The organism is Cloacibacillus sp. An23 (assembly GCF_002159945.1).
Classification (GTDB): Bacteria; Synergistota; Synergistia; order Synergistales; family Synergistaceae; genus Caccocola.
Genome location: NZ_NFJQ01000002.1, coordinates 115329 through 139270, shown reverse-complemented (window position 1 = coordinate 139270; position 23942 = coordinate 115329). Strand labels below are relative to the sequence as shown.

24 protein-coding genes, 6 tRNA genes and 1 pseudogene are annotated in these 23942 nt (G+C 52.4%); 12 read left to right on the top strand and 19 right to left on the bottom strand.

Annotation, left to right across the window (positions count from 1 at the left end; all coding sequences use genetic code 11):
- The first annotated feature begins 25 nt into the window (after positions 1 to 25).
- Entirely contained in the window at positions 26 to 526 is a 501-nt protein-coding gene (locus tag B5F39_RS02255) for a DUF6864 domain-containing function (RefSeq protein ID WP_143330615.1), read from the top strand.
- Positions 519 to 887, top strand: a complete 369-nt coding sequence (locus B5F39_RS02250) for a hypothetical protein (protein ID WP_087363412.1) — start codon at positions 519 to 521, stop codon at positions 885 to 887. The genes B5F39_RS02255 and B5F39_RS02250 overlap by 8 nt, the downstream gene beginning before the upstream one ends.
- A 157-nt stretch (positions 888 to 1044) precedes the next feature.
- Here the strand turns inward: B5F39_RS02250 and B5F39_RS02245 are convergent, their stop codons facing one another.
- Positions 1045 to 1260 (bottom strand): hypothetical protein, encoded by a 216-nt coding sequence (locus B5F39_RS02245; RefSeq protein WP_087363411.1) that lies wholly within the window; start codon positions 1258 to 1260, stop codon positions 1045 to 1047.
- A gap of 38 nt (positions 1261 to 1298) precedes the next feature.
- On the bottom strand, positions 1299 to 1565 hold the full coding sequence (locus B5F39_RS02240; protein WP_087363409.1) for a helix-turn-helix transcriptional regulator: 267 nt from the start codon (positions 1563 to 1565) through the stop codon (positions 1299 to 1301).
- A 142-nt stretch (positions 1566 to 1707) separates the two neighbouring features.
- Between B5F39_RS02240 and B5F39_RS02235 the strand changes: the two genes are divergently transcribed.
- The 5 genes from B5F39_RS02235 to B5F39_RS02215 all read left to right on the top strand — a co-directional run bounded on the left by B5F39_RS02235 (position 1708) and on the right by B5F39_RS02215 (position 7443).
- Complete coding sequence (locus B5F39_RS02235) at positions 1708 to 2262, top strand: helix-turn-helix transcriptional regulator (protein ID WP_087363407.1); 555 nt, start codon at positions 1708 to 1710, stop codon at positions 2260 to 2262.
- 94 nt (positions 2263 to 2356) lie between these two features.
- A complete protein-coding gene (locus B5F39_RS13955; RefSeq protein ID WP_143330614.1) occupies positions 2357 to 3415 on the top strand; it encodes an HNH endonuclease in 1059 nt (352 codons plus the stop codon).
- A gap of 124 nt (positions 3416 to 3539) precedes the next feature.
- Positions 3540 to 4301: a hypothetical protein gene (locus tag B5F39_RS02225; protein ID WP_087363403.1), complete on the top strand. Its 762-nt coding sequence runs from the start codon at positions 3540 to 3542 to the stop codon at positions 4299 to 4301.
- Between the two features lie 3 nt (positions 4302 to 4304).
- Entirely contained in the window at positions 4305 to 5804 is a 1500-nt protein-coding gene (locus B5F39_RS02220; protein WP_087363402.1) for an ATP-binding protein, read from the top strand.
- Between the two features lies 1 nt (position 5805).
- Positions 5806 to 7443, top strand: coding sequence for a hypothetical protein (locus B5F39_RS02215; RefSeq protein WP_087363400.1), 1638 nt, complete (start codon positions 5806 to 5808; stop codon positions 7441 to 7443).
- A gap of 1 nt (position 7444) precedes the next feature.
- Here the strand turns inward: B5F39_RS02215 and B5F39_RS02210 are convergent, their stop codons facing one another.
- Positions 7445 to 8611 carry a tyrosine-type recombinase/integrase gene (locus B5F39_RS02210; RefSeq protein ID WP_087363397.1) on the bottom strand — a complete coding sequence of 389 codons (1167 nt, stop codon included), beginning with the start codon at positions 8609 to 8611 and terminating at the stop codon, positions 7445 to 7447.
- 408 nt (positions 8612 to 9019) lie between these two features.
- Between B5F39_RS02210 and B5F39_RS02205 the strand changes: the two genes are divergently transcribed.
- The 4 genes and pseudogenes from B5F39_RS02205 to B5F39_RS02195 all read left to right on the top strand — a co-directional run bounded on the left by B5F39_RS02205 (position 9020) and on the right by B5F39_RS02195 (position 10547).
- Positions 9020 to 9385, top strand: a complete 366-nt coding sequence (locus B5F39_RS02205; RefSeq protein ID WP_087363395.1) for a hypothetical protein — start codon at positions 9020 to 9022, stop codon at positions 9383 to 9385.
- A gap of 143 nt (positions 9386 to 9528) precedes the next feature.
- On the top strand, positions 9529 to 10038 hold the full coding sequence (locus B5F39_RS14380; protein WP_204245015.1) for a DDE-type integrase/transposase/recombinase: 510 nt from the start codon (positions 9529 to 9531) through the stop codon (positions 10036 to 10038).
- Positions 10039 to 10053: 15 nt separating this feature from the next.
- A pseudogene (locus B5F39_RS14375) lies at positions 10054 to 10263 on the top strand (IS3 family transposase); the annotation flags it as partial.
- 59 nt (positions 10264 to 10322) lie between these two features.
- Positions 10323 to 10547 (top strand): transposase, encoded by a 225-nt coding sequence (locus B5F39_RS02195; protein WP_158095897.1) that lies wholly within the window; start codon positions 10323 to 10325, stop codon positions 10545 to 10547.
- Between the two features lie 33 nt (positions 10548 to 10580).
- Here B5F39_RS02195 and B5F39_RS02190 read toward each other — a convergent pair.
- The 6 genes from B5F39_RS02190 to B5F39_RS02165 form a co-directional block, all read right to left on the bottom strand.
- Positions 10581 to 10655, bottom strand: a tRNA-Gly gene (locus B5F39_RS02190).
- A 35-nt stretch (positions 10656 to 10690) separates the two neighbouring features.
- Positions 10691 to 10767 (bottom strand) — tRNA-Asp (locus tag B5F39_RS02185).
- A gap of 23 nt (positions 10768 to 10790) precedes the next feature.
- Positions 10791 to 10865 (bottom strand) — tRNA-Gly (locus tag B5F39_RS02180).
- Between the two features lie 10 nt (positions 10866 to 10875).
- Positions 10876 to 10951, bottom strand: a tRNA-Phe gene (locus B5F39_RS02175).
- A 6-nt stretch (positions 10952 to 10957) separates the two neighbouring features.
- A tRNA-Asp gene (locus tag B5F39_RS02170) sits at positions 10958 to 11034 on the bottom strand.
- 17 nt (positions 11035 to 11051) lie between these two features.
- Positions 11052 to 11126 (bottom strand) — tRNA-Val (locus B5F39_RS02165).
- 191 nt (positions 11127 to 11317) lie between these two features.
- On the opposite strand from B5F39_RS02165, the gene B5F39_RS02160 reads away from it, so the two are divergent.
- The gene (locus tag B5F39_RS02160; RefSeq protein ID WP_087363390.1) at positions 11318 to 12238 is read left to right on the top strand and encodes a carbohydrate kinase family protein; all 921 of its coding nucleotides are present in this window, start codon (positions 11318 to 11320) and stop codon (positions 12236 to 12238) included.
- A 130-nt stretch (positions 12239 to 12368) separates the two neighbouring features.
- Here the strand turns inward: B5F39_RS02160 and ppdK are convergent, their stop codons facing one another.
- From ppdK to B5F39_RS02110, 10 genes are all read right to left on the bottom strand, one after another.
- A complete protein-coding gene (ppdK, locus tag B5F39_RS02155) occupies positions 12369 to 15002 on the bottom strand; it encodes a pyruvate, phosphate dikinase (protein WP_087363388.1) in 2634 nt (877 codons plus the stop codon).
- Positions 15003 to 15083: 81 nt separating this feature from the next.
- The gene (gene glyS, locus B5F39_RS02150; RefSeq protein WP_087363386.1) at positions 15084 to 17138 is read right to left on the bottom strand and encodes a glycine--tRNA ligase subunit beta; all 2055 of its coding nucleotides are present in this window, start codon (positions 17136 to 17138) and stop codon (positions 15084 to 15086) included.
- Positions 17138 to 18037: a glycine--tRNA ligase subunit alpha gene (gene glyQ / locus B5F39_RS02145; RefSeq protein ID WP_087363384.1), complete on the bottom strand. Its 900-nt coding sequence runs from the start codon at positions 18035 to 18037 to the stop codon at positions 17138 to 17140. Before glyQ ends, glyS begins: the two co-directional genes overlap by 1 nt.
- Positions 18038 to 18081: 44 nt before the next feature.
- Positions 18082 to 18798, bottom strand: coding sequence for a DNA repair protein RecO (recO, locus tag B5F39_RS02140; RefSeq protein ID WP_087363382.1), 717 nt, complete (start codon positions 18796 to 18798; stop codon positions 18082 to 18084).
- Positions 18795 to 19712, bottom strand: a complete 918-nt coding sequence (gene era / locus B5F39_RS02135; RefSeq protein WP_087363380.1) for a GTPase Era — start codon at positions 19710 to 19712, stop codon at positions 18795 to 18797. Before era ends, recO begins: the two co-directional genes overlap by 4 nt.
- Before the next feature lie 6 nt (positions 19713 to 19718).
- Positions 19719 to 20132 (bottom strand): cytidine deaminase, encoded by a 414-nt coding sequence (locus tag B5F39_RS02130; protein WP_087363378.1) that lies wholly within the window; start codon positions 20130 to 20132, stop codon positions 19719 to 19721.
- Positions 20133 to 20136: 4 nt separating this feature from the next.
- Positions 20137 to 20628 (bottom strand): rRNA maturation RNase YbeY, encoded by a 492-nt coding sequence (ybeY, locus tag B5F39_RS02125; protein ID WP_087363376.1) that lies wholly within the window; start codon positions 20626 to 20628, stop codon positions 20137 to 20139.
- Entirely contained in the window at positions 20603 to 22723 is a 2121-nt protein-coding gene (locus B5F39_RS02120) for an HDIG domain-containing metalloprotein (protein ID WP_087363374.1), read from the bottom strand. The genes ybeY and B5F39_RS02120 overlap by 26 nt, the downstream gene beginning before the upstream one ends.
- Entirely contained in the window at positions 22674 to 23681 is a 1008-nt protein-coding gene (locus tag B5F39_RS02115; RefSeq protein ID WP_087363372.1) for a PhoH family protein, read from the bottom strand. The genes B5F39_RS02120 and B5F39_RS02115 overlap by 50 nt, the downstream gene beginning before the upstream one ends.
- A 14-nt stretch (positions 23682 to 23695) precedes the next feature.
- Positions 23696 to 23929 (bottom strand): NifU family protein, encoded by a 234-nt coding sequence (locus tag B5F39_RS02110; RefSeq protein WP_087363369.1) that lies wholly within the window; start codon positions 23927 to 23929, stop codon positions 23696 to 23698.
- Positions 23930 to 23942: the final 13 nt, after the last annotated feature.

The window sequence follows — 23942 nt, the reverse complement described above, 5'->3', positions numbered from 1 at the left end:
CCACGAAAAAGAAAGGAGTATTTTTATGAATCAAACATCATCCAGAGAAATACCACGCCCTGGGAATCCACAAATAGAGGCTGAATCTTTTGCAATATTTCGCCTATACAGCATGGTAAAAACGCTTACGTTCATGACGGAGGATCTTGGAAATTTTGTTCTGAAAACAGAATTTAAAGAAGATATATCGCCACAACTTACACCAAGAAAAATTTTTTTATTTCTATCTTTTAACTTTATGAGCATTGATAATGTTCCCCCATCTATTGTTGCAGCTCCGATTCAAATCGAAGGCGCTCAAAATCCAGACCCTGACTTCTTTAACTTACTTAATATCACCTTAGTGAATTTCGATGACTCCACCCCTGTGTACAGCAAAGAGCCCGTATACTTAGCCACTGTATGGGGCAAAGAAATCCATCTTCGTGTCAAAGTACAACGCCCGTACGAAGGGGCAGATTTTAGAGACATAACGCTGACATTCTTCCAGAAAAACATAACTAAGAAGGAATCCAGCCATGCTTAAACAAGAACCTAGCAACGCAAGTCATTACACGCTGGACGATATTTACCAACTAATACAAAATAAACCTTCTGCTCAAACAAAGCAGACAGCAGAACAACAAGTTCCAGGCTTATCCGAATCATATCTCCTAGAATGTAAAAAGCTTGAATTAGAGGCAAAGGCAAAAGAGCTTGATACGCCGATAATCGCTCGATACATAGGCACTGGAGACAGTCTGAAAACAACTATTCTATGGTCGATATCACTGTTGCTCATTGTTGCATTATTCTGGGCCATGCATCTTACCAAGAGTGACATTGCTCTTACCATCGTTTCGGTCCTTGGCACTCTCGCCGGATACATAGCCGGAGCCAAACATTGACTTCTCTCTATATTGACGGTCCTCTCGACCGCGCAAAAAACCGATAACAAAGCAGATCACTGTAGAAAATGCGTACAACCAGCCGCCCAGTCTATATCCCGCGGCCACGGCAAGTATTCCGATTAAAAAAGCGAAAGCTCTCTGCACATTCCTCACCTCAGCCCCGTAAGGGGCTTTTATTTTCGCCCCCATCCAGGGACCGAAGCGCCGCAATAGCAGCCCCCTTCGCCTTGTCGAAAAGCTCGGAAATATCCGCCTCGCTTGCACCCTCGCGGCTTGTGCCGCAAAACTCCACATGCGGCCGCCCGTCCACGAAGGCGAGCTGCACCTTCATCTCGTTTTGAACGTTCATCGAACATTGCAGATTATTCATACCCTTCGCTCCTTCCAGACGAATGACTAACTCCAGCCTTACAGCCGGACGCTCTGCGCCTGCCTTCCCCCGGACCCCCGCGGAACACGTTTCCTCGCCACCTTCCGGGGAATCTGAGGGTTTTCGTCACGGAGCAGTTCATCGAGGGTGCATCCTAAAAAATCACATAAATCTGGAAGAATACCATTATCCGGGCTACTTACATTGTTACGCCAACGTGACACAGATGCCGGTGTCGTGTGAAATCTTTCTGCTATTACAACATTGGTAATATTCTTCTCTCTCATTATCTTGTCTAAATTCAACTCAATCACCTCCGTGAAGTAATAATATTACGCATTGCGTAGTATTTCAATGGGCCTATATGCTCATACATACACACTACGTAACATTAAAGTTACACAATACGAGCTTGTATGAATATTACGTTTTGCGTATGCTATAAATATGAAAGGCGAGCGCATAACCAAACGACAGAAAGAAATACAGATAAAAACTAAAGATTTACTTGAAGGACTTAATATATCAAGTGCAACTTTATCGCGTTGGAAGAATAACATAAATGAGCCAGACGATGAAACAAAGCTGAAGTTAGCTCAGTTTCTGCATACAAGCGTTGCGTACCTCATGGGAGAAAGCGATGAGCCTGAGGTCGAAATACAGTTACTAGGCTTAGGTCTTCCGAAAGAAAAACACCAAGGCAGCGGTGTAACGAATCCTTTTATCAGAGCAGGGGCGACCACATACGACAGAAAAACCGATAGGAAACAATTGCTGGAATATGACGAATCCAACTCTCAAAACATGAAAGCCGTAGATCCTCAAAGCACAATATTAACTCTGGGAACCGACACGATAGCGCTATTGCTTCGCGACAAAGTGAAAACCGAAGCCCACCTATACGACAAAACCAAACGTGAGATAATTGCGCAGGCACTGCACGAAACACTGGCAATTCTCATTATAGAAGACAACAAAAAAACGGACGAGAAGACAGCATAATTTACTTGTTTCCAACAAAATAAGCAACACTACTATAGGTTCGTAAAAACGAACGAAATGAGTGCATAACATTTAAATAGGAGACATAAACAATATGGTGTTGAATATCATTCTTACAATTGTGTTTTTTGTGGCTTTGTTCGTTATTATTGAATGTATTTTTGAACCTACCAAAAAAGCTGAAGAAAAAGAAGAACGCAGACGACGTGAAAATGCAGCTCATTCCACGGCAAGACCAGAAGACGTTCTTACCGAAGGCGGCATCCCCAAGAGGACAGAACAGCGCCGTTCGCACAATGTACCGGAGCTCGTTGATACGCGAAAAGAGAGCGCAACAGTTCGTAAAGCACCGGCTGCCTCTTACCCGACCATCGACGAAATAAGGGCAAAGGGCGAAAAAATTGCACGGCAACCTTTAACAGAGCCAGTATTCGACCCATACTTATCGCTCATATCTCTCTTTGACCACGTAAGCAGAGAACTTGAACGGGACCTCATCCTCAGCCCAAACAACTGCGTGCTCTGCCGCAAACCGACCGTGCCTGACGACAGCCGCGTCACACTCACAAACGGCGCGCACGTCCATAAAACGTGCTATGAGGCCATGTGCAAAAAAGTAAGGTCGTTGACTCCTAACGAAATCTTCCCTGATGTTAAAGCAGAAGACGAAGCGCTCTTTGAACGCATTATGATGGTCAATGACTACTGGCCGACATATCCCGACGATTGGGAAAGCCGCAGACGCATAATTTTAGAGAGCGCTGATCACGAATGCGAAAGTTGCGGAGAAGACGGCAAACCTCTCCACGTACATCACATAAAAGAACTCTCTGCCGGAGGCAGCAACAGGCTCGACAACCTGATATGCCTTTGCGAAGACTGCCATAACGAAGTACATAACGGGCTCCTTGCAAAAGACATAGACATACGCAAAGGCAAAAACCGAACAAAAATCGACGACGCGATAAACAGAGACAGAAACATCGAATTTACCTACAAAGACACAAAAGGCAACTACACAAGAAGAACAGCGAAACCTCTCCGCTACGTAAAAACGCCCCACGGAGCTGCCGCCGTCCGCGCCTTCTGCTACCTGCGCAACGAAGAGAGGACGTTTGTTATAAGAAAAATGTCTAAGATGAAAGTATTGTAACAGACTGAGCGGCGAGAAAATCTACCACCTCCCGTTCGACTTAGGTATAATGAAGATGTTTTTAAATTCAACAATAAAAAAACAATGTTACATAAAAAAATAATTCGACAATGAGGGAGAATACATGGCAACAGGCGATCTGACAGATCTGAATAAAGAATTTGCCCAGTTTATCAAAGAAAAACCGGCAGAATCACGAGAGGAGACTCCGTTATACTCTTTTAAGCCTGCTATTGCTGTCTATATAGATCTACTAGGAATCAAGAAACAGATATATGACAGTATACATAATAAAGATGTCAGTAGCTTTATTCAAAAAATGGAGCAAATCAAAGATATTTTTCTTGACGAAACACAGCGGATCAAGAATGTGACAAGACTTTACATATCTGATTCATTTATATGCATATGCCCCGCATACGAGATTAAGGCACTAATCAAACGTTTAGCACGATTTCAATTTAGGGTATTAACGGAATGCCACAATTTACTGAGAGGCGCTATTGAGTATGGAGATGTCACAGTCGAAGATGAAGGGAAACAAATCATAGGACCTGCATATATAGAAGCATATTTGCATCAAGAACACGACGTTGTGTTTCCAAGAATAGTCTTAGGTGAATCCGTACTCAAGTTGCTGGACGATTCTAAAGTAGATAAGTCCCAACTTCTTTTTTCGTCTATTGATGGGGAACAATCAATAGATTTTATACAATGCTATGCCTTAGAAGAAAAAGTCTATGCCGATGACATCCGTCAATTATTTTATGAGACAGGTACTTTACATTATCTAAATACAGAAATAAAAAACTATAAGAAAAATATGCATGTTCGTTCTAAATACGTGTGGACAAAAAATTATTTGATTGAAAAAGGAGTCAAATAGAAGATGCAGCAGGAAATCCTCATAGGTCGCGATGTATTAGAGACATTAACATCTTCGTTATACGAAGATCCCATTATTATCTTTAGAGAGTACGTACAAAATTCACTCGATGCATTCAATATTGCAACAGAAGACACATCTCTTAAGTTTGATGGTTTTTGTGTAAACATAGACATAGACCAGAAAAACAAGGATATAGTAATAAAAGATAACGGATACGGAATAAAAGATAATTTCAGCACAATAATGCTAAGACTAGGAGATTCAGATAAACTAGGATCAAAAGGTAATATCGGGTTTAGAGGTATAGGACGTTTATCTGGCCTTCTTTTTTGTTCTCGGTTAACATTTGAAAATAAAGTTGCAGGGAAACAGCACGTGGATACATGTGAGTGGGACGGAGACATGTATCGTAGCATCTTGGAAACGAAAATAGCAAAAGACAGTAATCAAACTGTGAATCAAGTAATTAGCCAAATAGCAAAAATTTCATCATACGAATATAAAGGAAATCTAAATGACCATTTCTTCCAGGTAACTTTACATGATTATAATGAAGAGATAGATGAAACCATCAACAATATAAACTTTAAGCACAATATATCATTGCTACTCCCGATAAAATATTCAAAGACATTTAAATCACATACTCAAATAGAAGATGAGTACGAGAAAATAATGGGAAGTCCTTTATCTAAATATTTCTGTCCCGTGTTCTTGAATGGCGAAAAGTTAGAAAAAGAATATTGCGAAGATAACATTTTAGCTTCAGGTATAAAATTCTGGACTATAAATGGCATTGTCAATAGTCAAACGGAAGACATCGGTCCAATTGGCCTTTTATGGTTTACCTTCGACCAGAAATTATCAGCAAGAAAAAACGATAACTTATATGGAATTCTTGTCAGATCAAAAAATGTGCTTATGGGTAACAACGATACACTAGCCAATATATCATCTTCCAGTAGTACATTCATTTCAACTCACAGAGAATTAGTCCAAACACTTAGAGGTGTTTATGGAGAATTGCTGTTAGACAGCAACGTATTAGTTGATAACGCTAGACGCGACTGGTTTAAGCCAGACAAAAGCTCAAGACAACTAAAGTATACGCTTATAGATTTCATGGAGAAATTATTTAGATATAGATATGCATCATCAAGATATTTTAATAGCCATTCTACATCAAAATCTGATAAAATGAAAGAAGAGAATCTGCGCGAAGCATATATGAAATTATCTGTTTCGCCAAGTGAAGAAGAAGTTTTTGAATTCTGCAAGAGAGAGATTCAGAAACCAAGGTCTTTAAAAAATGCAGAAAACGATAACGATATTGAAGCGGAATTCTCTGCGATAGATATGCCGCTTCAATCGAAGACAAAGCAAAAAATATATGATGAGTTAATAGCGATCATTAAGTCGTTTTGTGAGAAAGAAAATAAATATGAGTTCTTTATAAAAATGAGAGCATATATAAAACAGTACTACGACAAAGAGGAATAGTTTGGCAAATATACTATTAGTAGAACCTGATTACAAAAACAAATATCCCCCTATCGGCCTTATGAAAATAGCCACATATCATAAGCGACGGGGGGATAATGTTGTATTCTATAAAGGCAAAGCCCCGTATCCTACTGTTATAAAATCAGACAGGGTATATATAACTTCGCTTTTTACTTTCTATTACGACATTCTTATTGATACCATCCGGCACTACCAGAATTTCTTACCGGAACAGACTATCTATATAGGGGGAATACTTGCGACAATAATGCATGATAAGCTGCAGGCCGAAGTCGGCCGGTCTCATGTAATTCCGCGGCAGTTGACTTCTTCGTTAATGCTTGGCTATGACGACAATGTAAATATCGATGAGTTACCGATAGACTACGATATACTGGACGATGTTAGGTATAAATACCCTGCGGCGGATAACTTTATTACTTATACAACAAGAGGCTGTCCACGCAGATGCAGTTTTTGTGCTGTTTCGATACTTGAGCCTGAATTTAAATACACCAATAATCTGAAAGAACAGATTACCGAAGAACGCAGGCTATACGGCGATAAGAGAAACATCCTGCTGATGGATAACAATATACTTGTTGCTCCTAATACAAAGCTGAAAGAGATTTGCGACACTCTCGTCGATTTAGGTTTCATAAAAGATAAGCCAACGTTTATTCCGGACAATCCTGCAAAAATATTTTTTCGCAAGTTAGAGACGAGGCTTGAAACTAAGGCCAGCATTATTATTCTCGTAGATAATTTTGTGGAATACTTCCTGAAATTCATAACGCGTATAAAAAATCAGGAAATATCAAATCGCCTAAGCAGTATGATTCCTCTCATGCAATCTGGCGTTCGGACACAGACATTGCTGGAGAATAAAAGCTTCATCATAGATGTAGTTGAACGTTATCGTTCTAAGAAGAAGATGCAGCGTTATGTAGATTTTAATCAGGGAATCGACGCTAGGCTTCTAACCGAAGAGAAGATGAAGATCCTTTCTGTCCTTCCTCTTCGTCCGTTCAGATTGGCGTATGACTCTTCGAAGTGTACAAAAGATTATATACGTGCTTTCGACATCGCATATAGGTACGGTGTCAGACATTTTTCAAACTACATGTTGTTTAATTTCAATGAGACACCTGGAGATTTTTGGAATCGCGCATGTAGAAATGTAAGACTATACAACAGTTATGAGGGCCTGCATGCATTTTCATTCCCGATGAAACTAGCTCCGATAAATATGACAGACAGAAGTTTTATTGGAAAGCATTGGAATAAAAAATATCTTAGTGCTATGAACGTAATTCTCAATGTCACGAAGGGAGTAATCGCCCGTGAAAAGGATTTCTTCATGCGCGCGTATGGCAAAGATATTAAAGAGTTCCATGAGATATTGACTATGCCTAATGAATTTATAAAGTACAGGAAACTATTTGAAGAGTGTGGTCTCACGGAAGCATGGCGTCGTGAGCTGCATGCGCTCGACCGCAATGAACGAAAATGCCTCTTAAAGTACCTCTCAGGAGAAATGAGTACTTCTTTTGCATACCATAAAATCTTAAGGTACTATAAAATCACAAGACATCAATTAGTATCAGGGACACTTAACTTAAACGACTACCTATAACTCAAATACACTCCACCGCCGCCCGCAGCCCCTGCGGCGCGAGATGCGCATATCTCAGCGTCGTCTTTATATTCTTATGCCCCAGCAGCTCGCGCACCGTATTCAGAGGGATGCCGGCGATTACGAGCTGCGAAGCAAACGTATGCCGCAGGTCGTGCCAGCGCAGATGCCCCAGGCCGGAATCCGCCAGCAGCCTGTACCACGCCTTATTCACGTTATAAAACATTCCGCCCATCGGCGCGGGAAACACAAGCGATACAGGCCCCGCCTCCGGCATCTCGTCGCGCCACTTCTTCAGCGTATCGAGCGCCGCGCTGTTCAGCGGCAGCGTCTGCGCCGTCTCCGACTTCGTGCCGCCAGCCTCGATATACATAGTGCCGTGAACGAGGTCGATATTCCGCCACATCAGCGTCACGAGCGTCCCCCAGCGCACGCCGGTATTCAGCGACACCAGAACCATAGGCTCAAGCGGATCGGCAAAAGTGCCGCCCAGCGGCTCTGCGTAAATACACGGCTGCGCCTTAGCGCGCACCGCCGCGTCACGCACCCGCAGCGCCTCTTTCAGCACGGAAATCTCATCTTTCGACAGGAAACGCCAGCTCTTCTTTGAATCCGTCTCCTTCAGATGGTCCAGCTCCTCCAGCGGATTCTCGGAAATCAGCTTGCGCTTCACCGCCCAATTCAGCATAGCCGTCAGATAAGTCGCCGCGCGGTTCAGCGTGGCGGCCTTCAGTTTCCGCTTCTCGCGCATCTCGCGCCGCCACAGCTCCATATCTCCGAGCGTAAGGCTTCCCGCCGGCCGGTCGTCGAAGCGCGTAAAATACCGCTTCAATCCCTTGACCGTCTCCTCTCCGCTCTTTCGGTTCTCAATAACCCACGGTGCATAATACTTCTCGCGCAGCAGCCCGCACGTCAGCTCCGGCTCCGGAACGGCGAGCGGGTCCTTCCCTTTCGCAAGAATTCCAAGAAAAGCCTGCGCCTCGCGCCGTGCCTCCGAGAGCGAAACATACTCAGCGTGGCCGATAAACCACCACTTTCGCTTCCCCTCAAACTTATAATCGAGATACCACGACTTCCGCCCCGAAGGCTCAACCCTGAGGACGAATCCCTGAACGACGCTGTCCCGATAGTCAGTCCTCTTTTCAGGATTGGAAATTGAGGAGATCATACTCTGTGTAAGCTTAATTTTCACGTCTTATTTCCTCCGTTTTTCGTCTACCGCTCGTCTACCAATTTTCTAAAAAAATTATAGCATAGCAAAAAACACAAGGAAATAAAAAACGCTATAAATCCAGTAATAACCAATAAAATCGCGCAATTCAACTTTTCGTAGAATTACGCGATTTTACTATTGAACACCTTCACACGGTGGAAGTCGTTGGTTCGAACCCAATATCGCCCACCATTGATATTACAGGACTTTCGGAGTTTTCCGAAAGTCCTTTTTTTTCTCGTGCACTGCTAAACTAATCCTGTACACGGAGGGGGTAGAAAAGAGCCGGGATATAATTGCTTTTGTACATGACAATAATATCTTGGGTCATAAGTACCGTACTTATAGTACAGGAGGTCAGCAATGCGATACACGAAGGAAGAACGTCTTGAAATAGGACGAAAAGTTGATGAAGGAATTATGACACGCTATGAAGCTGCTGAAGATTACGGCATCAGCGACGATACGGCGAGGGACTACATGCGGATGTACCGCGATTCCAACAGCCTTCCGCCGAAGTCTTCAGGAAATAACACAGGCTGTTATGTTCATGATTCTTCCGAGCGTCCTCTCGACATCTCGGACTACGAGTCCATGACGAAAGAAGAACTCATTCTTGAGCTGATCAAAGCCAGAGTAGCGGAAGCAAGATTAAAAAAAGGCTACGAGGTGAAAGGAGATGGTCAAACAAAGGAATATATTCTTTTAGACAGCTCGAATACCAAGTAATACTGGAACTCTCCGAGTATTTTCCCGTCTCCATTCTATGCGATGTTACTGGAATTCCGAGAAGCAGCTTTTATTACTGGAAACGCAGTGTGTTCGAGCCTTCCAGAAGGGCTAGAGACTTTGCCGGAAGCGTGATGCTATTTATGGAATATCATCAAAAATATCCATCGCACGGATACAGGTGGCTCAACGCGAAGATACGCCTTGACACTGGGATAATCCACTCCGATCCTTACGCGCATAAATGCTGCAGGGCCGCCGGTATAAAAAGCAAAACAAAACGCTACAGATATAAAAAGCCCGGCAATCCGTATAGGCTGTTCCCCAACCTTCTCCTCGCCGGGCTGCCGGCATACGCGCCGATGCAGTACATAGCGAGCGACATGACGGCGTTCTGCTTCAAAGGCACGTACTATGAGCTCACACTGTACATGGACCTGTGGAACAACGAGATAGTAAGCCACGCGCTGTCTTCAAGACGCGGCGACAGAATGACGTACATAAACGGGCTGGAAGGACTAATAAGGAACAAAGATAAAGAAAAGGAATGGCAGACGATACTTCACACAGACCAGGGAGCAGTATACGCCTCCAGGAAATACAACGACATATTGAAACTGAACCACATAGCGCACTCCATGTCCAGAGCCTGAACGCCTACGGACAATGCGGCGATGGAATCGATAAACGGCTGGCTGAAAGCAGAGCTGTTTACAGACTTTCACGTAACAGGCAAAGAAAGTATAGAGCATGAGATAGAGGAATACATAAAATTCTTCAACGAAGAGCGTCCGGCCTATGCTTTAGGCTACATGACGCCGAAACAGTACAAGGATGCATATGGCAAAAACGACAGTTTTAGGAGTAGAAACGTGTAGAGTGTAACTAAATGTCCCCCTGGTGTACGGAGTTAGGGAAGGCAACTGTCCAATTTTTGTTGACTAGCGCAAGGTTCATCATGGACAATGCAGCATTCCACAGGAAGGTGCATCTGGAACGCATAGCCGCAGCATTCGGACACATGGTTATATTCCTGCCGCCGTATTCGCCTGAGCTGAACCCGATAGAGAAACACTGGTCCGCGCTGAAAAAACGCTTACGCGGCGTTATGAAGTGTATGGATTCTATTGATAATGCTATCGCATTCTGTCTCTCAAGTTAATCGACTATAAGAGGCAGACAGATAAGCAAAAAATGGAGCGGAAGACGGGATTCGAACCCGCGACCCCAACCTTGGCAAGGTTGTGCTCTACCCCTGAGCTACTTCCGCTTTCTATTTAATATTTAATTTTACCGCCTAAAAAGTGGCGGAGCTGACGGGACTTGAACCCGCGACCTCCGGCGTGACAGGCCGGCGCTCTAACCAATTGAGCTACAGCTCCACGCCAAAAACTCAATTTTTTAATGGAGCGGAAGACGGGATTCGAACCCGCGACCCCAACCTTGGCAAGGTTGTGCTCTACCCCTGAGCTACTTCCGCATCTTAAAGATGGTGGCGGGACCCAGAATTGAACTGGGGACACACGGATTTTCAGTCCGTTGCTCTACCTACTGAGCTATCCCGCCGTAAAGTGGCGGAGCTGACGGGACTTGAACCCGCGACCTCCGGCGTGACAGGCCGGCGCTCTAACCAATTGAGCTACAGCTCCACTTTTGTCGTGCTTTTTGGTGGGCGGAATAGGTTTCGAACCTACGACCCCCTGCGTGTAAGGCAGGTGCTCTCCCGCTGAGCTATCCGCCCGCGACATTGTTGCTTGCCGTACCGCATCAGCGACAACGAGAGATATTATAGGCATTTTCTGAGAATTGTCAACCGTGCTTTGCATTTTTGCCATTCCAATTTCGCGGCCGTTTCATATGGTCCGAGTTAGCGCTCTGCCGCACGCTTTCATGCTAAGATAGTGGCAACGATATGTTAAGGGAGTGTGTCGTATGTCCTGCACTGCGGTATTCGGGACTGTATTTATGGACTGTAAGGGCTTCGCGGCGAACCGCTACGATCCTCTGGGACGGAACGTGGGGTCCGTGCGTTTTATACACGGAGGGGTCGGGCGCAATGTGGCGGAGAATCTCGCTCTTACTGGAGCCAGTCCGGTTTTCGTCTCTTCTGTGGACGAGGGGCCTCTGGGCGAAGATGTTTTGTCGCGTCTTTCGGCGGAGGGGGTGGACGTGTCGCGTGTAAGGCGCGCACCAAGTTCCGGCATGGGGATATGGCTCGCTGTAATGGATGAGCGCGGCGAGCTCGCTTCGTCCATTTCGCAGATGCCGGACCTTTCTATCATGGAGAGGATTGTTGCGGAGGAAGGCGATGAGATTATACGCGCGGCGGATAACGTGATACTCGAACTCGACCTTAACGATTATATTTCGTCGGAGGCGCTGCGTCTCGCACGCAAATATTCCAAGAGGGTGTACGGCATAACCGGCAATATGGAGGTCGTCCTCCGCAATAGGCACTTCCTGCGCGAGCTGGAATGCTATATTTGCAACGAAACGGAGGCCGGACGGCTGTTTGAGGCTCCCGTCCCCGCATGCGAGCCTGAGCGTGTTCTGGAGATGCTTGAGGGCTATGTCGAGGAGAACGGGCTTCGCGCCATGGTCGTTACGCTCGGCGGAGGCGGCTCTGTGTTTTATGAGGGCGCGTCGCACGACGGCGGCTTCTGTCCCGCAGTTCCGACCGACGTCGTCGATACGAGCGGTGCCGGCGACGCTTATTTTTCAGGAACGGTTGAGGCTATGATACGCGGCGTGCCGCTCCGCGAGGCGGTTGCATTCGGGACCAGGCTTGCGTCGTGGACGATACGAGAGGAGGGGCCGACTTGCCGCGCGCTTCCGGAGCCGCTTTTCCTATAGCTCTTTGTGACTGAGCCGCTACGCGCGCCGCTTCGTCCGGCGCGGATTCATCCAAAAATCGAGCCCCGTCCGGCGGACGGGGCTCGATTTACCGTTTTTATATTTTTATATCTCTACGGTAATTGCTTCGTTATTTTATTACGCCTATCGCTGCGAGCGCGGCTGAGAGTCTCGCCACGGGGACGCGGAACGGCGAGCAGCTTACGTAGTTGAGGCCGAGGCTGTTGCAGAAGGCGATGCTCGACGGGTTGCCGCCGTGCTCTCCGCAGATACCGATCTTGATTTCGGGACGCGTGGCTCTGCCCTTCTCAACGGCGATCTTCATAAGTCCGCCTACGCCGTCGCGGTCAAGCTGCGCGAAGGGGTTCGCCTCGAATACGCCCATTTCGACGTACTGACCGAGGAACTTGCCTTCCGCGTCGTCGCGCGAGTAGCCGAAGGTGGTCTGCGTGAGGTCGTTGGTGCCGCAGCTGAAGAACTGAGCGTATTCGGCGAGCTGGTCGGCGACCATCGCGGCGCGCGGGACTTCGATCATCGTTCCGACGAGGTACTCGAGTTCAACGCCGTGCTCCTTGAGCTTCTGCTCCGCCACTTCATCTACGAGGGCGCGCATGCGCTTCATTTCTTCCTTCGTGCCGACGAGCGGGATCATGATGTCGGGGATGACCTTTACGCCCTTCTTCGTGAGTTTGCAGGCTGCGTCGAATATGGCGCGTACCTGCATCTCGTAGATTTCAGGATAGATCATGCCGAGACGGCAGCCGCGGAATCCGAGCATCGGGTTCTGCTCGTGAAGTTCGCGGGCGCGGGCGATGGTGGCCTGTATCTTCTTGGCCTCTGCGCTGTTCGGGTCGAGCGTCTCGAGGGCCTTTGTGAGCTCCGGTATCTTCGGAAGGAACTCATGGAGCGGCGGGTCGAGGAGGCGTATCGTGACGGGCAGCCCTTCCATCGCCTCGAAGATGCCGTAGAAGTCGGCTTCCTGCATGACCTGGAGCTTGTCAAGCTGCGCTATTCTCTCTTCTTTCGTGGAGGAAACGACCATTTCCTGCATTACCGGCAGGCGGTCGGCGTCCATGAACATGTGCTCGGTGCGGCAGAGGCCTACGCCTTTGGCTCCGAAGGCGCGGGCGCGGCGCGCGTCTTCCGGAGTGTCGGCGTTGGCCCAGACCTGGAGGTGGGCGATCTTGTCGGCGTCGTCGAGGAGTTCGCGGAAGTTGTCGTCGAACTGCGGGTCGATGAGGTCTATCTTGCCCACTATCACGTCGCCGGTGCTGCCGTCGAGCGTGAGGTAGTCGTCCTTCTTGACCGTTACGCCGTTAACCGTGAAGGTCTCGCCGGCGAGGTCTATCTTGACGCTTTCCGCGCCGGAGACGCAGGGCTTGCCGAGTCCGCGGGCTACGACGGCGGCGTGGCTCGTCATTCCGCCGTGGCTCGTGAGGACGCCCTGGGCCGCGAAGAGGCCGTGGATGTCGTCAGGGGTGGTCTCGGGACGGACGAGGATGATCTTCTCGCCTTTTCCGCCGCGCTCGGCCGCTTCGTCGGCGTCGAATACGACTTTACCGACGGCAGCGCCCGGAGAGGCGGGAAGTCCCTTGACGAGGACGTCGCGCTTCGCCTTCGGGTCGAGCTGCGGGTGGAGAAGCTGTTCGACCTGCTCGGGGGCTACGCGCGAGACTGCGGTCTTGGCGTCGATGAGGCCCTCGTGGAGCATGTCCATAGCGATTCTGACGGCGGCGGCGGCGGTGCGCTTGCCGTTTCTCGTCTGGAGGATGTAGAGTTTGCCCTTTTCTACCGTGAACTCGATGTCCTGAGCGTCGCGGTAGTGGTTCTCAAGGAGTTTCGCGATGTCGCAGAACTGCTTGTAGACTTCGGGCATGGTCTCGCCGAGCGAGGCGATGGGCATAGGCGTGCGGATACCGGCGACGACGTCTTCGCCCTGGGCGTTGATGAGGTATTCGCCGAAGAGCTTGTTTTCACCGGTCGAGGGGCTTCTCGTGAAGCAGACGCCGGTGCCGCAGTCGTCTCCGAGGTTTCCGAAGACCATTGTGACGACGTTGACCGCCGTGCCGTAGTCCTCGGGGATGTTGTTGATCTTGCGGTAGGTGATGGCGCGCGGCGTGTTCCAGCTGCGGAATACGGCGTCGATGGCGAGGCGGAGCTGCGTCCACGGGTCGGTCGGGAAGGTGTGACCGGCCTCTTCGACTATCTTCTTGTAGTCTTCAACGAGCTTCTTGAGCTCTTCGGCGGGAATCTTGTAGTCTTCCTTGACGCCGGCGGCTTCCCTCGCCTGCTCGAGGCGCTTTTCAAACTTGTCGAGGTCGACGCCGAGGACGACGTCGGAGAACATCTGGATGAAGCGGCGGTAGCTGTCGTAGGCGAATCTTTCGTTGCCGGACGATTTAGCGAGAGCCGTCACCGTGTCGTCGTTGAGCCCGAGGTTCAGTATGGTGTCCATCATTCCGGGCATCGACACCGGCGCTCCGGAACGCACGGATACGAGCAGCGGATTTTCGGACGAGCCGAAGTTCTTCCCCGTGAGCTTCTCGACGCGGCCTACCGCGGCCTCGACGTCGCTCCATATGCCGGAGATGAAGTCGTTCTCTTTCCAGTACTGATGGCAGGCCTCTGTGGTGATGATAAAGCCCGGCGGCACCGGAAGCCCGATCTTCCACATCTGCGCGAGATTCGCGCCCTTGCCGCCGAGAAGCATGCGCATATCGGCGCTGCCCTCGCTGAAATCGTAGATGTACTTAGTTGACGACATTACGTTACCTCCCATGTTTCGTTATGATTTAAGCGGCAGATTAAACCACTTCGCAAAAACTATTTTATATCATACAAACGGCTATTTCAGTATGCTGAAATCACCTATCTGCATGAAGAATTTCTGGCACTCGTTAAGGAGCGCTATGCGGTTGGCGCGGATCTCAGGATCCTTGTCCATGACTAAGACGTCGTTGAAGAACTGCGCGATGACCGGCGCGAGCTCGGCCATGACGGCCGCCAGCGTCTCCCAGTCGCACTTCTCCACAGCCTCGCGCGCCTTGCCCGTGAGCTTTTCAAGCTCCTCGTAGAGCTTGCGCTCGGAGTCGGATCCGAATTTCGACGGGTCCACCTTGCCTGGCTCGCCTTCCGCCTTTGCGAGAAGGTTCTTGACGCGCACGGCGGCGGTCACGAGTTCGTCGAACCACGGTTCGCCGGCCGCCTTCGTCAGGACTTCCGCGAGACGGTAAATCTGAAGCGGACGCGACGGCGCTGCCTGGATCGCGAGCGCTACGGCCTCGTGATTGAAGCCCTTTTCGCGTAGCTGGACCTGCTGGCGCTGCGCGATGAAGGATTTGAGCTTTTCAAGGCGTTCGGCCGGCATTTCAAGAAGTCCGGCCGCCATTTCAAGAGCCGCGTCGAGATCGACGTCGAGCGACAGCCCCCAGATGAGCTCGTTTATAGTCCTCGCCGCGCGGCGAAGCCCGTAGGGATCCTGCGAAGACGTCGGCTCCATTCCTATCTTATAAATAGCGGAAAGCGTGTCTAGCCTTTCGCCGATGCCGAGCAGCGCTCCGTCGACATGCGAGGGGAGCTCGTCCCCAGCGAAGCGCGGCAGATACTGCTCATATATGGCGAGCGCTACCTCTTCGGGCTCGCCTGCCTTGCGAGCGTACTCGCGGCCCATGATGCCCTGCACATCCGAGAACTCGTAGACCATGCTCGTGACGAGGTCGGCCTTCGCGAGATCGCAGGCGCGGGCGAGGTTGGACATGTCCACGTCTGCCTTGAGGACCTCGGCGAGCCACAGCGTCAGCTTCTTTATTCTCTGCACTTTGTCGTAGACCGTGCCGAGTTTTTCCTGATACGTTACGTTCTTAAGCTCCTCAGCGTGGGCGTCGAGCGACTTTTTCTGGTCTTCCTTCCAGAAGAAGGCGGCGTCGTAGAGGCGCGCGCGCAGGACGCGCTCGTTGCCCTCGCGTACGACGGCCATGTCCTTCGCGCGGTTGTTGCTGACGCCGATAAAGTTCGGCATAAGCCTGCCGTCCGCGCCGTGAACCGGGAAGTAACGCTGGTTCTTCGCCATCGATAGAATGAGCACTTCGGCTGGGATGTCTAGGAATTCCTTTTCGAAGCTGCCGTAGAAGGGTATCGGGTACTCGTTGAGGTGTACGTTCTCCTCAAGCAGCGCGGGGTCTACCGTAACCTTCGCGCCAAGCTCTTTCTCTATCTCGGCGACTCCGGCGAGGATCATTGCCTTGCGTTCCTCGGGGTCTGTTATTACGAAGTTTTCGCGCATTGCGGCGTCGTAGGAATCGGCGTCTTTGATTTCGACCGCTTCCTTGCCCATGAAGCGGTGGCCGCGGGAAGTCGTGCCGCTCTTTACGCCTCCGAAAGCGACGTCGAGCGGCTTGTCGCCGTAGAGAGCGACGAGCCAGCGGACGGGGCGCGCGAAGCGGACAGTCTTCTCCGCCCAGTACATGCTCTTGGGGAAGGAGAGACGGTGCATTATCTTCTCGAGAAGCTGCGGCAGCACCACGGCGGAGGGCTGTCCCGCGGTACGCTTCTCCGCGACGACGTATTCGGCGTTTCCTATAGTCTCGACCTTCAGCTCGGAGACTTCCACTCCGCGGCTGCGTGCGAAGCCTTGAGCTGCCTTGGTCGGGCTGCCGTCGGCGCCGAAAGCCTGAGCTTTGAGCGGGCCTTTCGAGACTTCTACGGCGTCGTCCTGACGTTCGGCGACGTCCGCGACTTTAAGCACGAGGCGGCGCGGCGTGCATTCGGTCTTTATATCGCCGTGCGCTATGTGAGCGCCGTCGAGCTCCTCGGCGGCGTACTGCGCCAGGTCGGCGAGGGCCTTCGGCATAAACCTCGCGGGGATTTCTTCCGTCCCTATTTCAAAGAGAAGGTCGGTCATTACCGCTCGCCTCCTTTTATAAATTTATCGAATTTATGCATGAGCGGGTAGCCCATTTCCTCGCGCTGCCTGAGGTAGGCGTGGCAGCAGGCGCTCGCCAGAGCGCGGACGCGGCCTATGTAGCTCGTGCGTTCCGTGACGCTTATCGCGTTGCGCGCGTCGAGCAGGTTGAAAGAATGCGAGCACTTTAGCACGTAATCGTATGCGGGAAGCACAAGACCGGCCTCGAGGACCCTTCTGGACTCGGCCTCGTATTTATTGAACAGCTCGAAGAGCATGTCGGTGTCTGCGATCTCGAAGTTATAGGTCGAGTGCTCTACCTCGCCCTTGTGATGCACGTCGCCGTAGGTGATGTCGTCGACCCACTGCAGGTCGTAGACGTTGTTGACCTTCTGGACGAACATCGTGATTCTCTCGAGCCCGTATGTCAGCTCCGCCGGAACCACGTCCATGTCGACCGCGCCCATCTGCTGGAAGTACGTAAACTGCGTTATCTCCATACCGTCGAGCCATACCTCCCAGCCGAGGCCCCAGGCCCCCGTGGTCGGGTTCTCCCAGTCGTCCTCGACGAAGCGTATGTCGTGCTCGGCGGGGTCTATTCCGAGGCATTTCAGGCTCTCGATGTAAAGCTCCTGAATGTTGTCGGGAGCAGGCTGGATGATGACCTGATACTGATAATAATGCTGAAGGCGGTTCGGGTTCTCGCCGTAGCGTCCGTCGGTCGGTCTTCTCGACGGCTCGACGTAGGCGACGCGCCACGGCTCGGGTCCAAGGACTCTCAGCGTCGTCGCAGGGTTCATGGTACCGGCGCCGACCTCCAAATCGTACGGCTGCTGTATTACGCAGCCCTGAGAAGCCCAAAAATGTTCCAGGCGCATAATTAGATCCTGAAAGTTCACCTTCTCTTACCTCCTTTATGATACGCAATAATTACCGCTACATTTTAGCGCAAATTTCTAAAATAAGACGACAATTTTTTTATATTCGCCGCATAAATTTCTTTAGCGTCGCACTTAGCGGCCCATTCCACAAATTTATCGTGCGGCAGCCCCGCCGCCGCGCGCAGTACGGAGAGCTCGCGTTCGGAAACGGGCGTCCCCTTCGCGCCGCGCGCGCAGTTTTCGCATAGCAGCCCTTCGCCGGTGAAGAGCGCTCCGACGGCGAGCTCTCCGCCGCAGCCGGCGCAGATCGAAAGCGACGGAGCCGTGCCCATGACGGCGAGCAGCCGCCACATGTAGCGGAATTCGACAGCCGCCGGCTTAGCCCCGCCGCGCAGCTCGAGCATCGCGTTCCACAAAGCGCGGAGCAGGCCGTCGTTGGAACAGCCGGACGGAGCTTCGTTCGCCGTAAGCCTGTAAAGGCGCGCCGCGCAGCTCAGAGCAGCCGGAGACGAACGCAGCGCGAGGAAGTCTTCTTTTATGTCCGCCGACTGGAGATAGAGACGCGCCGGACTCTGATAGAGCGAGAAGCACCCCCACACCATCGGCTCCGCCGCGCCGCCGAAGCGGTTCTTCCCGCCGGACGACGGCGCTGAGGCCCACCTAGGGCCGAAGCCGCGCAGGAATAACAGAAGGGACCGCCCCCCCTTGGAATCCTCTTTCCTAAGGAGTACGGTCCCGCTCTCTTTGTAGTAGCCCTGGCTGAGATCGTCGGAGATCAAGCGCCGTACCCCAGCCGCCTGAGCTCCTCGGGCGACTTGCGCCACCCGGGACGCACCTTGACCCAGAGCTGAAGAAAGACCTTGTAGCCGAACTTTTCTTCAAGCTCCGCGCGCGCCTCGCTGCCGATCTGTTTCAGCTTCGCGCCGTTTTTGCCGATGATTATACCCTTCTGCCCGGGACGGTCTACAACTATGGTCGCGCGTATCGTGCAGACCTTCCTGTCGGGATATTCGTCGGGGCTCTTGAACTCGTCGATTACGACGGCTACGCCGTGCGGCACCTCCTCGTCCGTGTTGCGGAAAATCTTCTCGCGTATGACCTCGGAGGCGAGGAATCTCTCGGTCGAGTCCATGAGCATATCCTCCGGGTATATCGCTGGCTGCTCTGGGAGCACGGCGCTTATCGCCGACGCCAGCTCATCAAGGCCGCGGCCCTTCGCCGCCGACACGGGAACGGCTTTTGTGATGTCCAGGTGTTTTGCGTAGACCTCGGCGCTCTTTCTGTAGTCTTCCGCGTTAGCGAGCTTGTCGGTCTTGTTCACTGCGAGGACTATCGGTAGCTTCGTCCCGGCGAGCGCCGCGAGTATCGTGCGGTCTTTCTCGCTCACGGCCCTGTCCTGCGCCTCGACTACGTAGCATATCGCATCGACCTGCATCAGCGCCTCCTCGGCCTCCTTCATCATAAAGTCGCCCAGCGCGTGCTTCGGCGTGTGGATGCCTGGAGTATCGACGAATACTATCTGCTCGTTTTCCGTGGTGTATATGCAGCGGACGGCGTTGCGCGTAGTCTGCGGCTTCGGAGAGACGGCCGCGACCTTCTCTCCGAGCAGCGCGTTTATAATCGACGACTTGCCGACGTTCGGACGTCCGAGCAGCGCCACGAATCCGCTCTTATAAGTTTTTTCGGAGCTCATTGTGTTTCACTCGCCTTTCAGAGAAAATCCAGACGGGAGCAGCTCGTTCAGCGCTATCGACGTAATGCCGCCTTCACCCTTGATTATGACCGGCATACCGCCGCTGAACTCGGCGAGGAACTGACGGCACGCGCCGCACGGCGGACAGAATACGCCATCCGGCCCCGCCACTGCGATTGCGACGGGGCGGGTCAGCCCCATCGCGACGGCAGTGGACATCGCATTGCGTTCCGCGCATATCGAGAGGCTGTAGCTGGCGTTCTCTACGTTGCAGCCCGTGACGACGCGGCCGTCGCCGAACAGTATGGCCGCGCCGACGGAAAAGCCGGAGTATGGCGCGTATGCGCGGCCGCGCGCCTCTTCGGCGGCCGCCATGAGGGCCTCGGCAGTATCTGACGAAAGCGGGTTCGAGCCGTTCATGGCGCTATTCCTCGAAGAAGTCCTTCACCATTCGCTCCTGCTTCTCCCACATACGGAGCTTCTCTTCCTCTTCGGCGTGGTCGAAGCCTATAAGGTGGAGGAATCCGTGGAATATGACGAGCGCGGTCTCGCTTTCGACGCTTTTGCCGTTTTCCGCGGCGTTTTTGGCCACTACTTCAGGGCATACGACGATGTCTCCAAGCGGAAGGTTCTCCCAGTCCGACGGAGGCTCGAAGTTTCCCTCGTCGTTCTCCCACATCGCGAACGATAGCACGTCGGTCGGCCCTTCTGCGTCGCGGTATTTTTTGTTGATTTCCGCCATCCGGTCCGTCCCTGCGAAGGTCAGGGATATCTCGCACTCGGCTACGGCCTCGGGCAGCGGCTTCTCCGCTTCGATGTAATCAGATATGACTTTCTCGATGCGTTCGGCGGTTCCGGCGTTCCAGAAATTACAGGCCGCCTCCTGCAGATCACCGCAGTGTATCGTCGTTTTCACCTTTTTTGTCCTCCTTCTCCCCGGCCGGGGCGGCGTCGCCGCGTTTCAGCCTCGCTTCTTTTATTATCTGGTTTATGTCCTTGACCTCCCTAGAGTGGTAGGTCGAACGGAACACGTCGAGGAACGCGCCTTCGATGATGGCGATCTCCCGCAACGTGAAGTCCGCGTCGTCCATCTGCCCGCCGTCTATCTTGCTCTGTATGACCTGCTTGATGAACTTGACGAGCTCGGCGTCGTCCTCAAACGGTTTGTTGCGCGCCTTGACGGCGGCCTCTACGGAGTCGGCGAGCATGACGAGAGCCGTTTCGCGAGTCTGCGGACGCGGCCCGGGATAGCGGAAATCCTCTTCCTTCACATCCTCGCCCAAGGCCTTCGCCTTTTCGTAGAAATATTTCTGTATCGTCGTGCCGTGGTGCTCGCGTATGAACGGGCGCAGCGCTTTCGGCAGATTCGTCTGCGCCGCTATGTCGAGGCCGTCCTTCACGTGCGATATGAGCACCTTCGCGGAGAGCTCGGGCGGCAGGCTGTCGTGGATGTTTTTGCCTGGACGCTGGTTCTCGACGAAATACTGCGGGTTCTTAAGCTTGCCGATGTCGTGATAGTAGGCTCCGGCCTTTACGTATAGGCCGTTCATATGCAGCTTGTCCGCAGCGGCCTCGGCAAGCGTGCCGACCATCAGCACGTGGTTGTATGTGCCTGGAGCCTCCATCTGCAGCCGCTTGATAAGCGGCTGCGAGGGATGACTGAGCTCGAGAAGCCGCAGCGGCGAGATTACGTCGAAGATGTTCTCCCAAAGCGGAAGCAGAGCCACTACGATCGTGGCCCATACGGCGCTGTAAAGAGCCGTCCCGAAGGCGAGGTTCCTGTCCACGTAGAGGTCGAGCCCCCAGTAGACGCATACGGAGACCACGCCGAGCGCTATGCCGAGCAGGAAGAGGTTGCGCCATATCGTGATGCGGTGGTTGGGCGGGTTGAGAAACATTATGCGCCCCACGCCGCCGGCGAAAGCCGAAAGTATGCAGCCGAGGCACACGATGCCTGGGTTCGTTCCGTACGCGAGGATAACGCTGATGACTCCGCCGCCGAATATCACGTGGAACGAGAGGGATACCGGCATGGTCAGACAGAGCCAGCCTGTGAGGCCGAGCACCGCCATAGAGTAGCCGCCGAGGCGCGCGAAAGCGACCTCAAGCGTCCATACGACCGAGAGCACCACTGCGACGTATATCCATTCGCGCATCGAGAGCTTTTCTTTGAGGCCGCCCTCTATCCAGACTGGCCAGAAGCTCCACACGACTATCGCGCCGAGCACGAATATCAGATGACGCCACGGGAACGCCGCGTCGGGGTAGCCCTGCGAGGCCAGCAGCCTCGCCGCCGACGGCGTGACGACTTCGCCTTTCTGCACGAGCACGGAGCCGGGACGTATCTCCTTTATTACCGCCGGGATCTGCGCCGCGACGTCGTCCTTGAGCTTCATCAGCATCTCGTTGTCGGGCTGCAGCGACGGGTTCATGATAACGTCAAGCATCTGAAACGCCACGTTGCGCTCCGACTGAGTCAGCGACGTCTGTTTGAGATATTTCCAAATCAGCGACGTCTGCTGGTCGCGGTCGATGGACTCGTTCAGCAGCTTCGGCCCAATGGATGAGACCGCCTCGCTTATAGCCTTCTGCGACGCGGCGCTCTGCTTGTTGTAGATGTTGAGCAGCGGCGCGTTGAAGAGCTCGCTCATCTTTCCTTCCTTCATGAGCGAGAGGCGGCGCGTCACCTCAGAGGCTATTTTCTCGTCCTGCACCATGACGGCGATTATGCGCGAGGTGGCGCGCTGTCGCAGCTCGAGCGTCGCGGCCTTGTCCTCGTAGCGCGACGATGTGAGCGCGAAGTACGTCTTCTGGGCGGGGAGCCCTATCTGATAGTTCTCCTTGCGTTCGAACAGATACCAGTTGAAGCCGACGAGAAGCGCGGCTACGCAAAGGAGTATAGCCCGGAATATGATATACTGCCTGTTCTCGGGCTTGTACGAAAACCTGCCGAGGATATCCCTAAGGGCGTCCGGCAGCAGGCTGCTTTTCTTCTCTTCTCCGTCTGTCATAATCTTCGTACGCCCTCACTATTCTCTGGACTATTTCGTGACGCACGACGTCCCCGTCGTTAAGGTTGACGAAGGCGACTCCCGGGATGTCTTTCAGAATGTCGCGCACGACCTTGAGCCCCGACTCTTTCGTGCCGGGCAGGTCCACCTGAGTTATGTCGCCTGTGACGACCGCCTTCGAGCCGAAGCCGAGGCGCGTCAGAAACATCTTCATCTGCTCCGGCGTGGTGTTCTGCGCCTCGTCGAGAATGATGAAGCTGTCGTTGAGCGTGCGCCCGCGCATATAGGCGAGCGGAGCGAGCTCGATGACTCCCTTCTCAAAATAACGGTCGAACTTCTCCGCCGGGAGCAGCTCGTAAAAAGCGTCGTAGAGCGGCCGCAGGTAAGGCGCGACCTTGTCGTTCATGTCCCCCGGAAGGTAGCCCAGGCGCTCTCCGGCCTCGACTACGGGGCGCACGAGTATGATGCGGCTCACCTTCGCCGATTTAAGGCAGGCGACGGCCTGCGCGGCGGCTAGGTAGGTCTTGCCGGTGCCGGCGGGGCCTATGCCGAAGGTGATGTCGTTTTCCCTTATCGCGCGGATGTAGTCCTTCTGCCCGTTGGTATAGGGCCTTATCGCCTTGCCCCTGTTGCTTATGCAGACGACGTCGTTGTAAAGCGAGCGCAGGTTGACCGTCTCGCCGCGCTCTATGCTGTGCAGCCCGTAGCGTATCTCCGCGCTGTTGAACTTGTGGCCGGAGAGCGAAAGCTCAGCGTACTGCACGAGCAGATTTTCGATTTTCTGAACCAGCCGCTCGTCGTCGCCCTTTATCGAAAGGGAACTGCCCCTCGCGTAGACCTTTACGGGAAAGATCTGTTCGACGAGGCGCAGTATCTCCTCATGCTCGGCGAGCAGCCGGACGACGGAGGCGTCCGTTGCGGAAAGGAGCGTCTCCGGTTCCTGGCCTGCCTCTTTCATTACTTTCGTGCGGCCTACGCCCTTTCCACGGCCTTGACTTCCGGCACCTCTGCTATGACGGCCTGCTCGACGGTCATGCGGAGCGTCTCGAGCGCGAAGGGGCAGGTGCCGCAGGCTCCCTGCATGGCGACGTAAAGAGTCCCCGTCGGCTCGTCGTATTTAACGAATGAGCAGTCTCCGCCGTGCATCTGAAGCGCGGGGGAAACCTTGTTGGTGAGTACGTCTTTGATTTTTTCTTCTGTGGTCATTGCCGTTCCTCCT